Origin of the sequence: Marinomonas arctica (assembly GCF_003259225.1) — a bacterium.
GTDB lineage: Bacteria > Pseudomonadota > Gammaproteobacteria > Pseudomonadales > Marinomonadaceae > Marinomonas > Marinomonas arctica.
Genome location: NZ_QHJF01000021.1, coordinates 38662 through 51134, shown reverse-complemented (window position 1 = coordinate 51134; position 12473 = coordinate 38662). Strand labels below are relative to the sequence as shown.

Sequence of the window (12473 nt, the reverse complement as noted above, 5' to 3'; positions counted from 1 at the left end):
TTTTAAAGACGTGCGTTTACAGTATATCTAGTTGTTTTTTCACGACCGGCAATGCAGGATTTCCTTCAAAAGTGGTCACGCCTTGCAGCCATTTTTCAAGTACTTCTGGGTGAGCCTTGATCCAATTTGCCGCTGCTTGTTCTGGCTTTTCACTTGAGTCGATGATTTCGTTTTCCATTGTTAGGGTAAATTCGAGATTATTTAACAGTTTGCCAACATTGGGGCACTCCTCTGAATAGCCTTTACGAGTTAGGGTGCGAATGGTTGCACCACCGTAATTAGGGCCAAAATATTCGTCGCCACCTGTTAGATATTTTAGGTCAAAATTTACGTTCATTGGATGAGGCTCCCAGGCAAGAAACACGATAAAGTTGTCGCGTTTTACACTTCTTGCCACTTGAGAGAGCATGGCTTGTTCACCAGATTCCACCACTTTCCAGTCTTGTAAACTAAAGTCGTTGCTGTCTATCATATTTTGCAATTTTTGATTGGCTGGTGCGCCCGCGTCAATGCCATAGATTCGTTGGCGAAATTCTTTGCTGAATGTATGCAGGTCAGCGAAGTCTTTGACGCCTGCGTCGAAAACGTATGTTGGGACAGCCAAAGTGAATTTTACCCCTTCTAAATTGGTGCGTACCACATCTACATTGTCTTTGTATTTATCAATAAAAGCGGACTGGGCGGGCATCCAGTTCCCCATAAAGGCGTCTATTTCTGCATTTTTTAAGCCTTCAAATCCCACTGGCACGCTGAGTAAATACACTTGCGTATCGTACCCCATGGCTTTTAAAAGAGTGATAGCGATACCATTTGTGGCACCTATGTCAGTCCAACCAGGGTCACTAAACGTCACTTTTTTACATTGCTCCGGTGCGGCAGATATGGCGAAACTACTGCCAATCAGTAGGCTGGCTATCCCTATGCTTTTTAGTCCTGCGATACTAAAAGGAAGTGCTTTCTTCATTGGTGTGCTCCTATTTGTGATGTGGCTTTTTTATGTATTTGGTTTATTCAACTTTAGGGAAGCGAGATCGACTTTCCAAATCATCGAGGTCGATGTGATTTCTCATATACATCTCGCTGCTATCGAACAGGGGTTGATGATCCCATGTTGTTTTTTTGCCTTTGTTCATGGCGCTTACAATCAATCGACGTCTACGCTGGCTGATGACTACGTCTTGGGTAAGAGCGTCCGAATCCCAACGCGCTAATGTTTCTTTTTTGAAGCTTTGGAGTAAATCAGCATATTCTGGGTTAGTCGCAAGATTTACTAATTCATTGGGGTCGTTGTTGAGATCAAAGAGCTGTTCTGGATCGATGTGACAGTAGACATACTTATATTGCGCTCTTCGTATCATTAGCAGTGGCGCTATGGCGCCTTCGCCAAAATATTCACCAATTACTTCATCGTGAGCGCCACTTTTGCCTTGAATGTGTGGCATTAAACTTCGGCCTTGTATTGGCATGGCATATTCATGATTGGAAATGCCCGTTGCCATTTCAAGGAAAGTGGGCAATAAGTCTATGGTGGAAACCGACTCTTTAACCCGTTTTGCGGTAAAGCGATTGGGGGCATGAACGATCATGGGGACACGAGCAGACCCTTCAAAGAAGGACATTTTATACCAAAGGTTGCGTTCGCCTAACATATCGCCATGATCGCCAGAGAAGACAATAATGGTATTGTCATCGAGCCCTGTTTCTTTCAGCGTTTTGAGTAGCATACCAATTTTATCATCGACATAACTGATGGCACCATAATAGGCGTGTCTAGCGTTACGGATCTGTTGCTCACTTAAATCTTGAGCGTAATAGTCATACACGTTTTGCAAGCGAGCAGAATGAGGATCTTGGTCTTCTTTTTTAATAGTGATTTTCGGCAGATCGATTTCATCGTCCTCATATCTGTCCCAGTATTCGGGCGGAATGGCGTATGGGTCGTGAGGGTGTGTCATTGATACCGTTAAGCAAAAAGGACGATCTTGCTCCCGTCTTACATAGTCGTATAGGTAACGTTGTGCGTGGAATACGACTTCATCATCAAAGTCTAGCTGATTGCTGCGTATACAAGGTCCAGCTTGAGTGACAGAAGACATGTTGTGGTACCAAGTAGGGCGTGTTTTTACATCATCCCAATTTGGAAACCAACCATAATCGGCTGGATAAATGTCTGTAGTAAGGCGCTCTTCAAACCCGTGCAGTTGGTCTGGGCCACAAAAATGCATTTTTCCTGATAGGGCGGTTTTGTAGTTTTGTGCTCGAAGGTAATGGGCAAATGTTGGAATATCAGCCGAAAGGTCAGCGGCATTGTCATAAGCGCCTATTTTGCTCGGCAGTTGACCTGTCATAAGGACATATCGAGAGGGGGCACAAAGTGGGCTGTTGCAATAGGCTGAGTCAAAGACGACACCATTTTGTGCGAGCGAACTCAAGTTTGGGGTTTTAACAAGAGGGTGTCCATAAAAGGGTAGAGCAGAAGCTGCTAGTTGATCTGCCATAATGAAAAGAATGTTTGGTTTTTTTTCTGCCATGATTTTCTCTAATGGATAAGGAGTGAAGACAAGATAAGTGAACACGGATTGCTCAATAATCTTATGATGTCCACTAGATTGCGCTATGGAAACAATGCTGTAAACTGACTAAAAATTTATACATGGGATAAGCTGAGCTTATGTTATCAGATTCAGATCTTCCACCTTTGCAATTACTTGTCGTTTTTGAGTCAGCAGCAAGGTTGTTAAGTTTTACGGCGGCGGCACGTGAATTAGGTACAACTCAGCCAGCGGTAAGCCAGCAAATACAGGCCTTGGAAGCGTCACTGGGTGTCGCTTTATTTGAGCGGGTATATCGCGGTGTTGTGCTCACCGATGCGGGGCATATTTTACTAAAAACGACTCAGTCGAGTTTGCGAGATTTGCGTGAGGTGTTACAAAAAATAAAGCAAAAACCCAAATCCCAACGAATTTCTGTCGCAACGGATTTTGCTTTTGCCGCTTTTTGGCTGATGCCGCGCTTGCCTGAATTTCGACGATTGCATAAAGATATTGATATTCGCATCCACACATCTCAATCCGAGGTCGATTTGGCGTCTCTTGAGGCCGATGTGGCTGTACTGTTTGGTGAGGGGCAATACCAAGGGTATGTGGCAGAAAAACTTTTACCAGAAGTGGTCTATCCGGTGTGTAGTCCGAAATTATATGCCGAGTTTGGTGGCTTTCCTGGTCTTGCTGATTTGATAAAGGCGCCATTACTAAAGTTGAATGCAGACATGGGGCAAAAATGGATGGATTGGGATCTTTTATTCCAGCTCAATGGCTCACAATGGACACCTTCAGAATCTGTCATGGAATTTGATAATTATACCTTATTGGCTCAAGCGGCTATTTCTGGACAGGGAATTGGTCTTGGTTGGTCGCCACTGCTGGATGATTTTATCCAAAGTGGCGTTTTGATTGCGCTGTCCGAGTTTGCCGTCCAATCGGATCATGGTTATCACATTGTTGTCTCAAAAAAACGTGCGCCGACAGCGTCAGTTTCTGCTTTTATCGATTGGCTTAAATCTTAGGTTGTTCATATATACAACCACCATAGTAAACCCACTGTACAAAGCGACATTGGCAGTGAAAGTAATATCATGAGTGCAATTTCATCCACGGGTCCTTTGAATTTAGTCGCCAGCATGTAGCTAATAACAGCAACGGGCATGGTGCTAAGAACGATCAGTACGGCACCCTCTAGCTGGCTTAAGGGGAACCACATCACCACAAAACTGGCGCATAATGCCCCGACAAGAGGGCGGAACAACGACAGCAACATAGCTCGGTTAATCTTGCTGCTTTCTTTGATCGTAAGGCTGCTGATGGAGTTACCAAGCAGCATGAGCATGATAGGTAAGGTTATTTGACTGAGCATGTTCATTGTATTCATTAAAGGCGCAGGCAGACTTACGTTTAAACTTAACAACACACCGCCAGCGACTAGCGCAATCACAGGGCCATTTTTGAGGATTTGCTTAGGGTGGTAGGCGCCAGACATAAACCCAACACCTAATGTGAAATGGCTTATTTGCACGACAGATGAAATCACCACCGCGATGGCCATTCCTTCCGCGCCAAACAAAGCGTACGCAACGGGGATGCCTAAATTCCCCGTATTGGGGTTGACCAATGGTGGTAAATAAAACCGTGTCGGAAGTTTGAGAAGCTTTAGAAAACCATAAGAAAGTAAACTAACCAGTGCTAAGACAATCGTAGTCGCTACAATGATTTTTAGCATACTAAAAATCTGCATCTGCATGGACAGTACGGAATGAAGTAGCAGAGCGGGTAAGCCTAAATTGGAAACTAGGGCGCCTAGTGACGGATTTTCTAGGTAGTTGGTTTTTTTGCCGAGAAAAAAGCCTAAGCAAATCAGTAATAGAATGGGAGTAAGTGCGCCTGCTAGTGCTGTTAGCATAAAGAACCCTTGCGAGTGGTTTGGTTTATGGTTATTTCAATGGGATTAATTAGCGGTTATGTTAAAGGCTTCTATTAAATAGTCCACCAAGGTTTTCACTCTTAAGCTGATATTTCTTGATTTAGGGTAGAGCAAAGTGACGTCAGAAGAGGATAGCTGCCAGTCTGGTAAAGGGTTAACGAGTAGTCCTTCCGCTATTTCTTGCTCTACATAATAGGCAGGCTGTCTGGAAATGCCGGCTCCATTGAGCGTTGCCAGCTTGGAGACATGACCATTTGAACAGGTTAATTTTCCTAATACGGGGAGCTCATACTTTTCTTTGGTGGTGGTGTGTGTAAAAGACCATCTTTTCACCGAGCCATTGATTAATGCATGGTCTAATAAGTCTTTCGGACTCTTCAGTGTAGGCATGGATGTTAAATAGACTGGGCTCGCCACGAGATGATTCGTATAGTGGGTTAACTTGCGACCGATTAGATTAGAGTTGGACAAGCTTCCCATTCTGACCACTAAATCATACTGCGCCTCAATTAGATCTTCTCGAGTACTGGAAAAACTCAGGTCTATTTCTATTTGCGGATTGTCAATCATAAAGCGAATCATGATCGGTGCGAGTATGGCTTCACCAAACAAACCTCCAACCGAGTTTATCCGAATTTTCCCACCGATACTGGCATGAGCATTTTGCGCCGATTGCACCGCATGTTCCAACTGATCTATGCCTTGGCGAGAAAGTTGGTAAAAGGTCTCGCCTGCGGGAGACAAAGACAGAGAGCGTGTGGATCGATAGAGCAATTGAACGCCCATGTGTTTTTCTAACCCACTGATGATTTGCGATATTCTCGCACGTGACAGATTGCGTTGTTCGGCTGCCTTTGAAAAGCTCTGTGTTTCTACCACGGCCAAAAACTCGGGTATGCCTTCTGGGACGTTGGCGCTCATATTGTTAAGCCTTAATAAACAATGCATTTAATGGATTGATAATTATAAACAGTAAAAAGGCTCGTATAGTAGTGTTATGGGTTATTAAATCTCGCCGAGGAGGATGTATGAAAACGAGAGTGTTAGGAAAAACAGGCTTTGAAGTATCAGAGATTGGCTTAGGTTGTTGGCAACTGGGTAACGACTTCGGCCCTTTAGAAGACAAAGACGCTGAGCAGATATTGCAAACGGCGATGGCTGAGGGAATTCGTTTTTTTGACACTGCGGATGTATATGGTGGTGGAATCAGTGAGCAGCGAATTGGAGAGTGGCGTAAAGCCTTAGCTAAGCCGCCCATTATTGCTACAAAAGTGGGACGAAATGCCGCGTTATACCCAAACGGTTACAGCAAGGCAGCAGTGAAAAAAAGTCTGCAAGAGTCAGCGAAACGGTTGGGGGTTGATAGTATCGATTTGGCGCAATTACATTGTGTACCAAGAGAGGTACTGTTTGATGGTGATATCCTTGCTTGGATGGAAGATCTTAAGCAAGAGGGCATTATTAAGCATTTTGGTGCCAGCGTAGAAATGTTAGACGAAGCAAGGTTTTGCTGTGAACATCCTGAAATGGCCAGCTTACAAATTTTGTTTAATGTATTTCGTCAAGATGCCGTTGAGTCGCTTTTGCCATTAGCCGAAAAGAATAATGTTGGCATCATAGTACGTTTGCCTTTAGCAAGCGGATTGTTGTCAGGCAAAATGTCCAGCCATCATCAATTTGATGAGCATGATCATCGCTCTTATAACAAAGATGGCGCAGCGTTTCATGTGGGCGAAACTTTTAATGGCATTCCGTTTGAAAAAGGTGTGGCGTTAGTGGAATCATTAAAGTCGAAATTACCTGAAGGGCAGAATATTCTTGATGTATCACTGCGCTGGATTTTAGATCAACCTCAGGTGTCTAGTATTATTGCCGGAGCCAGTCGTTCCTCACAAGTTGTTCGTAATGCGGCGGCATCTTCACTGCCTCCATTGAGCAAAGAGCTGCATGTGTTGCTGGCCGATTTTTATCGTGATGAGGTGAGATCGGAAATTCGCGGCGGCATTTAACGTATTAAGAATTCAGGCAAGAAAAAGTGGGACGCGAACATAATAGCGTCCCACTCTGAATGCTTTATTTTAGTATTTGTTCTGCATGAGCCTTGGTTTTCACCTTGCTGATAATGTCCGCAATAACACCTTCTTCATCGATAATAAATGTGGTTCTTACTGTGCCCATCGACTCCTTACCCATGAACTTTTTCAATTGCCAAGTCCCATATAGCTCGTGTACCTCTTTTTCAGTGTCGGCGATTAAAGGGAATGGCAAATCGTATTTGGCAATGAAGTTTTGGTGTTTCTTTTCTGTGTCCGTGCTCACACCAAGAACGACGTAGTCTTGATCTAACAGTGCTTGGTAATTGTCACGCAAATCGCAGGCCTGAGCGGTACAGCCAGGTGTTGCGTCTCTTGGGTAAAAATACAGCACCACTTTTTTGCCTTTAAACTGGCTCAAAGTGATGGTTTCGCCATTTTGATCTTTGGCGCTAAAATCAGGCGCAATTTGTCCAATTTCGATTGTCATAATGCTACTCTCTGTTATTAACGAAATGTGTTAAATAAGAATAGCTTACCAAGAGCGAAGCAAAAAATCCCCTTGAATGCGTTTTCTTGCTAATTTACTCTGGCTTTACGTCCCTCAATTATTGTTAAAGCTGAGTCTGGACGTTACTATAGGCGCGCTTATAATTTTATCGGAGACTCGAAATGATCACAGGTAGTTTAGTTGCGCTTATCACACCTATGTCACCAGATGGCGCTGTAGACACTAAAAAATTAGATGATCTAATAGAGTTTCATATTAACGAGGGAACGCATGGTATTGTTGCGGTTGGGACCACAGGTGAGTCATCGACCTTAACCCCAGAAGAACATGCCAATGTTATTCGCCAAGTAGTGAAAACGGTTAAGGGTAGAGTGCCTGTTATTGCTGGCACAGGCGCTAACGCAACCCATGAAGCCATTGATTTAACTCGCCGAGCAAAAGAAGCGGGTGCTGATGCCTGTTTGCTTGTCACACCATATTATAATAAACCCACTCAGGAAGGTCTGTATCAGCATTTCAAGGCCATTGCTGAGGCGGTTGATATTCCACAAATTCTATATAATGTACCGGGCCGTACCGCCTGCGATATGCAAAATGAGACTGTTGTTCGCCTTGCTTCTGTTAAAAATATTGTGGGTATCAAGGACGCTACAGGTAACCTTGAGCGTGGCGAAGCCTTGATTAAAGCTTTGCCAGAGCATTTTGCTGTGTACTCGGGAGATGATGCGACTGCGGTTTCGTTAATCCTATTGGGTGGTAAAGGTAATATTTCTGTAACCGCAAATGTTGCCCCAAGAGCCGTTGCTCAGGCCGCTGAACTCGCTTTAGCAGGAAAAGCAGATCAAGCGCACTCTGTTGACACAACGGTAGCATCTCTTCATAAAAATTTGTTTTTAGAATCCAATCCTATCCCCGTTAAATGGGCTTGCAGCCAATTAGGTCTGTGTGAAGAAGGAATTCGATTGCCACTTACCCCACTTTCAGCGCCGCATCATGCCGCTGTTCGACAAGCTATGATAGAAGCTGGAGTTTTATTAGTATGAATAAGTTCACGTTACAGTTAATGAGCGCAAGTTCATTGGCTATTTTATTGTCTGGTTGCAGTCTTTTTTTGACCGATCATTCTGACGATTATCAAGATGGCACCCCAAAAGCAACAACCTTGGTTGTGCCTGAAGGGTCTGTACCGTCAAAAGATGTGTTAGTGATTCCGAATGAAGATAAAATTGCCAGTTTGGAGCCATCTAAGCCATTTACGACGCCACGGGCGCCTTTTATTTTCTACCCAATGGTCGATGTTGGCGTAATGGAGCAAGATGATTCATTGGAATTGTCTGTGCCAGCAAACATGGAGCAATCTAAGCGTATTGTAGCGGATTTTTTGACCGCCCTGAATGGCGCGGGCGACCCGATAGCGTCACAAACACAAGATCAAATTATTTCCATTCCTTTCGACTTCCATCCGCAAGGATGGTGGGCATCATTGTGGAGCGGTATTACCCGTTTACACCCAGCGCAAACGGCTTTCTCGTTTCGCTTTAGTGAATCTGGCGAGAAAACATTGGTAAGTGTTCAGTTCCGCAACGAGCAACAGGATGTTGAGCCAACTGGCTGGATGAGTCCTGTTCAGAACGATGATGCTTATTCCGTTGCTGTACGTTTGTGGGGCGCAATGGGTCGTCAATTAAACCAATCCTCTGCGTATCTTTCAAACCGTAATGACGCCTCTTCTTTCCCAGTTTGGGTGGATCATCAGGGGCTGTATGCCATTTATTTAGGCAATAACGTTTCTCAATCGGACATTGAAGCTAAGTTAAATGCGGCGGATATTTATCTGATTCCAGGCGTTGAAAACATGCTTGCTCCTGTGCGACCAGAAGATGTTGCTAGAGTCGGTGATGTCATTGATTTCAGTGTTCCTCTAAGCAGTGGGAAAAAACTAGAATCCATTAAGACAATTCGTCGCGACTTAGACGACGTAAGCTGGGAAGAGCGCGAGTACGCTTACAAAATCACGCATCAAAAAGCAGGTGACTTTTTGGTGATTGATGTGTCCTCCATGGCATTTCCAGAAGTCGTGTCGTTTCATTTGGCACAACGTTTTGTAAACTAAAGATTAACCCCTCAAAAAAGAAAACCGGAGACCCTCCAATGGAAAAACGACAAGAGCTGTATGCAGGTAAGGCAAAATCTGTATTTCGTACAGATGATCCTGACAAGATGGTTCTAGTGTTTCGTGATGATACCTCTGCCTTTGACGGTAAAAGAATAGAGCAGCTTGACCGAAAGGGCATGGTGAACAATAAGTTCAATGCATTCATCATGACAAAATTACAAGAAGCCGGTATTCCAACCCATTTTGAAAAACTGTTAAGTGATACTGAGTCGCTGGTTAAGTGTCTCGATATGATTCCAGTGGAATGCGTGGTTCGAAATGTCGCTGCTGGCAGTCTATGTCGTCGATTAGGTGTCGAAGAAGGTATTACGCTTACACCGCCAACATTTGAGTTGTTCTTAAAGAATGATGCGCTAGGTGATCCAATGATCAATGAGTCGCATGTTGAATCATTTGGTTGGGCGAAAGCCACAGATTTAGCCAAAGCGAAAGAGCTTACATTCAAGGTGAATGATGTATTAAAAGCGATTTTTGCGGAAGGCGGCATGATTCTAGTTGATTACAAATTAGAATTTGGACTATATAAGGGCGAGGTTGTATTAGGGGATGAGTTTTCTCCTGATGGCTGCCGTTTATGGGATGCCAAAACCAAAGAAAAATTAGATAAAGATCGTTTCCGTCAAGGCTTGGGTGGCGTAATCGAAGCTTACGAAGATGTAGGTCGTCGTATAGGTATCGATTTCGACGCATAAGCGTATTGGTAACTTAGTTCAAAATGGAGGACAAGCGCCTCCATTTTTACCGCGCAAGGACAAACATTGATTAACTTCCTTCCTATTGCCATTGGCTTGCGTTATGCCCGGGCAAAACGTTCCAATCACTTTATTTCTTTTATTAGCTTTTCTTCCATTGCTGGCTTGGCACTTGGGGTCATGGTACTTATTACTGTTTTATCCGTAATGAATGGCTTTGACAGAGAGTTGCGACAGCGCATATTGGGCATGGTGCCTCATGCTACATTGTGGGGAACTCCTGTACTAGATGATTGGCGAGCTACGGCCAAGCTTGTTGAAAAAATGCCCAACGTGATTGGTGTTGCGCCTCATATTCAAGCTCAGGTGATGTTTCAATCTGGCGACAGTGTTCATGGTGCCATTCTTAATGGGATTAATCCCAATATGGAAAAAAAGGTCTCCATTATTGATAACAATATGGCATCGGGCTCATTAAGTGCGCTTGATGACACCAGTTTCGGTATCGTTTTAGGGGCTCAGCTCGCAAAAATGCTAGGAGTGGCGGTGGGTGATAAGGTCACGGCCATTTTACCCAAAGCCAATGTATCGATTGCAGGTGTGGCTCCGGTTTTGAAACGCTTTACGGTTGTTGGTACGTTTGAGGTTGGGGCTGAGTTAGACAGTAGTTTGGCCTATATCAATATCAAAGATGCCGCCAAACTTAAGCGTTACAACGATGATGACGCGGAAGCGTTAAGAATTTCTTTTGACGATCTGTTTGTGGCGCCGGTCCGTATCTGGGACATTGCTCGTGACATACCAGGACAAAATAGAGTCAGTGACTGGACTCGCACGCACGGAAATTTGTTTCAAGCCATCCAGATGGAAAAGACCATGATTGGCTTGCTGCTGCTGCTTATTGTTGCGGTTGCTGCCTTTAATATTGTGTCTACGTTGGTTATGGTCGTAACAGACAAGCGCAATGATATCGCGATTTTAAGAACGATGGGATTAACGTCCGCTCAAGTGATGTGGGTGTTTATTGTTCAGGGGATGTTCATCGGGATGTTGGGGACCTTAATTGGTGTGATATCTGGGGTTGCTTTAGCATTGAACGTCAGTGATCTGATTGCGGCTGTACAAACCTTATTTAATGTTGAATTTTTGAATTCAGATGTGTATTTCATTAATTATTTGCCATCACAGTTAGAATGGTCTGACGTCAGGCTTATTGTAGTGTCCGCTTTTATTATGACGGTCGCAGCGACAATTTATCCAGCGTGGCGAGCTTCCAAAGTAGAGCCAGCAGAGGCATTACGCTATGAGTAATAATATTGTTCTAGAGTGTCATGCACTTTCTAAGCAGTATCAAGATGGTAAGCAGGTTGTAGATGTGTTTCGATCCATCGACTTGTCCGTGAATAAGGGCGAGGCTTGCGCTATTGTGGGGGCGTCGGGGTCAGGGAAAACAACTTTATTGAACTTGTTGGCGGGCTTAGACCTAGCAACGACAGGAGAGGTTAAGCTTGCGCAAGTTTCTTGGTCTAGCATGAGCGATTCAAAGCGCGCCAAAATGCGCAATCGTGAAATGGGTTTTGTTTATCAATTTCATCATTTGTTGGCGGAGTTTAGTGCTTTAGAAAACGTACTGATGCCAATGTGGATAGCCGGTATGAATAAGCAGGAGGCAAAGTTGCGCGGTGAGGAATTGCTTGCACAAGTGGGCCTGAAGGATCGCTTTAATCACAGGCCTTCACAGCTTTCTGGTGGCGAGAGACAGAGGGTGGCCATTGCTAGAGCACTGGCTAATCGACCTGCTTGCGTGTTGATGGATGAGCCAACAGGGAACTTAGATGAAACCACGTCGTTGGAGATCCAGAATTTAATTAACGAATTAAAAGTGACTTATAACATGGCATTTTTACTCGTTACTCACGATGAAAAAATGCTGAGCTGGATGGATTCTGCTTATCGCTTATCTAAAGGGACGCTACAGTCACTGAAGTGATCAATCGCTGCGTGTTCTAAAAGCATTTCTATCGCTTGAAAGCCAGGCTAAAAAATAGCTTGGCTTTTAAGCCTATTTTTGAGATTGGTTACGTTGTGCGCGCTCTTTCCAGCGCTTTACAACGTGTAGTCGCCATAATATGGTGATTAAAGCGTAGCTAATAGCACCTACAATCACGCCGGACACAATTGAGCCAACATAGAGTGGTAGCCAAATGTGTTCCATTTTGTCCCAAATCCATTCAACAGAAAGTTGAAAGTCTTTCTTGTCATGAGCGCCAAGGATAAAGGTCCCAAGTTTATAGTTGAAATAAAAGACAAATGGCATAGTTAGTGGATTGGTGATCCAAACCAATGCAATCGATAACGGTATATTGGCACGCAAGGGAATAGCGAGCAAAGCGGAAGCCAACATCTGAAAAGGCATGGGTAAAAATGCCCAGAATAGGCCATTAAAAAAAGCGCGAGCAACGGACTTACGGTTTAGGTGCCATAAATTCGCTTCATAAATTTGAGCGCCTAATAAGCCAAGGGCTTTACTTTGCTTCAGCTTTTCTGGATTTGGTATGAATTTTTTAAGATAGTTTTTTGGCATA

The 12473-nt window shown here is 44.0% G+C and carries 13 protein-coding genes; 7 read left to right on the top strand and 6 right to left on the bottom strand.

Annotated elements, in window-relative coordinates; all coding sequences use genetic code 11:
- Positions 1-16 precede the first annotated feature (16 nt).
- On the bottom strand, positions 17-964 hold the full coding sequence (choX, locus tag DK187_RS13045; RefSeq protein ID WP_111607792.1) for a choline ABC transporter substrate-binding protein: 948 nt from the start codon (positions 962-964) through the stop codon (positions 17-19).
- A 43-nt stretch (positions 965-1007) separates the two neighbouring features.
- A complete protein-coding gene (gene betC, locus DK187_RS13040; protein ID WP_111607791.1) occupies positions 1008-2531 on the bottom strand; it encodes a choline-sulfatase in 1524 nt (507 codons plus the stop codon).
- A gap of 140 nt (positions 2532-2671) precedes the next feature.
- Between betC and DK187_RS13035 the strand changes: the two genes are divergently transcribed.
- Positions 2672-3565: a choline sulfate utilization transcriptional regulator gene (locus DK187_RS13035; protein ID WP_111607790.1), complete on the top strand. Its 894-nt coding sequence runs from the start codon at positions 2672-2674 to the stop codon at positions 3563-3565.
- Positions 3566-3570: 5 nt separating this feature from the next.
- On the opposite strand, the gene DK187_RS13030 is transcribed toward DK187_RS13035, so the two are convergent.
- Together DK187_RS13030 and DK187_RS13025 are read right to left on the bottom strand one after the other, a co-directional pair.
- A complete protein-coding gene (locus DK187_RS13030) occupies positions 3571-4455 on the bottom strand; it encodes an AEC family transporter (protein WP_111607789.1) in 885 nt (294 codons plus the stop codon).
- A 45-nt stretch (positions 4456-4500) separates the two neighbouring features.
- Positions 4501-5397, bottom strand: a complete 897-nt coding sequence (locus DK187_RS13025; protein WP_162623517.1) for a LysR family transcriptional regulator — start codon at positions 5395-5397, stop codon at positions 4501-4503.
- Between the two features lie 107 nt (positions 5398-5504).
- On the opposite strand from DK187_RS13025, the gene DK187_RS13020 reads away from it, so the two are divergent.
- Positions 5505-6485 (top strand): aldo/keto reductase, encoded by a 981-nt coding sequence (locus tag DK187_RS13020; RefSeq protein WP_111607787.1) that lies wholly within the window; start codon positions 5505-5507, stop codon positions 6483-6485.
- A 64-nt stretch (positions 6486-6549) separates the two neighbouring features.
- Here the strand turns inward: DK187_RS13020 and bcp are convergent, their stop codons facing one another.
- Complete coding sequence (bcp, locus tag DK187_RS13015) at positions 6550-6999, bottom strand: thioredoxin-dependent thiol peroxidase (RefSeq protein ID WP_111607786.1); 450 nt, start codon at positions 6997-6999, stop codon at positions 6550-6552.
- A gap of 182 nt (positions 7000-7181) precedes the next feature.
- Between bcp and dapA the strand changes: the two genes are divergently transcribed.
- The 5 genes from dapA (at position 7182) to DK187_RS12990 (ending at position 11878) form a co-directional block, all read left to right on the top strand.
- Positions 7182-8063, top strand: a complete 882-nt coding sequence (dapA, locus tag DK187_RS13010) for a 4-hydroxy-tetrahydrodipicolinate synthase (RefSeq protein ID WP_111607785.1) — start codon at positions 7182-7184, stop codon at positions 8061-8063.
- Positions 8060-9133: a hypothetical protein gene (locus DK187_RS13005; RefSeq protein ID WP_111607784.1), complete on the top strand. Its 1074-nt coding sequence runs from the start codon at positions 8060-8062 to the stop codon at positions 9131-9133. Before dapA ends, DK187_RS13005 begins: the two co-directional genes overlap by 4 nt.
- A 38-nt stretch (positions 9134-9171) precedes the next feature.
- On the top strand, positions 9172-9888 hold the full coding sequence (gene purC, locus DK187_RS13000) for a phosphoribosylaminoimidazolesuccinocarboxamide synthase (RefSeq protein WP_111607783.1): 717 nt from the start codon (positions 9172-9174) through the stop codon (positions 9886-9888).
- Between the two features lie 66 nt (positions 9889-9954).
- Positions 9955-11199 (top strand): lipoprotein-releasing ABC transporter permease subunit, encoded by a 1245-nt coding sequence (locus DK187_RS12995; protein ID WP_111607782.1) that lies wholly within the window; start codon positions 9955-9957, stop codon positions 11197-11199.
- A complete protein-coding gene (locus tag DK187_RS12990) occupies positions 11192-11878 on the top strand; it encodes an ABC transporter ATP-binding protein (RefSeq protein WP_111607781.1) in 687 nt (228 codons plus the stop codon). The genes DK187_RS12995 and DK187_RS12990 overlap by 8 nt, the downstream gene beginning before the upstream one ends.
- Positions 11879-11950: 72 nt before the next feature.
- Here DK187_RS12990 and DK187_RS12985 read toward each other — a convergent pair whose 3' ends face one another.
- Positions 11951-12472, bottom strand: coding sequence for a DUF2062 domain-containing protein (locus tag DK187_RS12985; protein WP_111607780.1), 522 nt, complete (start codon positions 12470-12472; stop codon positions 11951-11953).
- Position 12473 lies beyond the last annotated feature (1 nt).

Coding starts and splice junctions, on each gene's coding strand:
- dapA (WP_111607785.1), top strand. CDS start 7,182: ATGATCACAGGTAGTTTAGTTGCGCTTATCACACCTATGTCACCAGAT.
- DK187_RS12985 (WP_111607780.1), bottom strand. CDS start 12,472: ATGCCAAAAAACTATCTTAAAAAATTCATACCAAATCCAGAAAAGCTG.
- betC (WP_111607791.1), bottom strand. CDS start 2,531: ATGGCAGAAAAAAAACCAAACATTCTTTTCATTATGGCAGATCAACTA.
- choX (WP_111607792.1), bottom strand. CDS start 964: ATGAAGAAAGCACTTCCTTTTAGTATCGCAGGACTAAAAAGCATAGGG.
- DK187_RS13005 (WP_111607784.1), top strand. CDS start 8,060: ATGAATAAGTTCACGTTACAGTTAATGAGCGCAAGTTCATTGGCTATT.
- DK187_RS13025 (WP_162623517.1), bottom strand. CDS start 5,397: ATGAGCGCCAACGTCCCAGAAGGCATACCCGAGTTTTTGGCCGTGGTA.
- DK187_RS13030 (WP_111607789.1), bottom strand. CDS start 4,455: ATGCTAACAGCACTAGCAGGCGCACTTACTCCCATTCTATTACTGATT.
- bcp (WP_111607786.1), bottom strand. CDS start 6,999: ATGACAATCGAAATTGGACAAATTGCGCCTGATTTTAGCGCCAAAGAT.
- purC (WP_111607783.1), top strand. CDS start 9,172: ATGGAAAAACGACAAGAGCTGTATGCAGGTAAGGCAAAATCTGTATTT.
- DK187_RS13020 (WP_111607787.1), top strand. CDS start 5,505: ATGAAAACGAGAGTGTTAGGAAAAACAGGCTTTGAAGTATCAGAGATT.
- DK187_RS12990 (WP_111607781.1), top strand. CDS start 11,192: ATGAGTAATAATATTGTTCTAGAGTGTCATGCACTTTCTAAGCAGTAT.
- DK187_RS13035 (WP_111607790.1), top strand. CDS start 2,672: ATGTTATCAGATTCAGATCTTCCACCTTTGCAATTACTTGTCGTTTTT.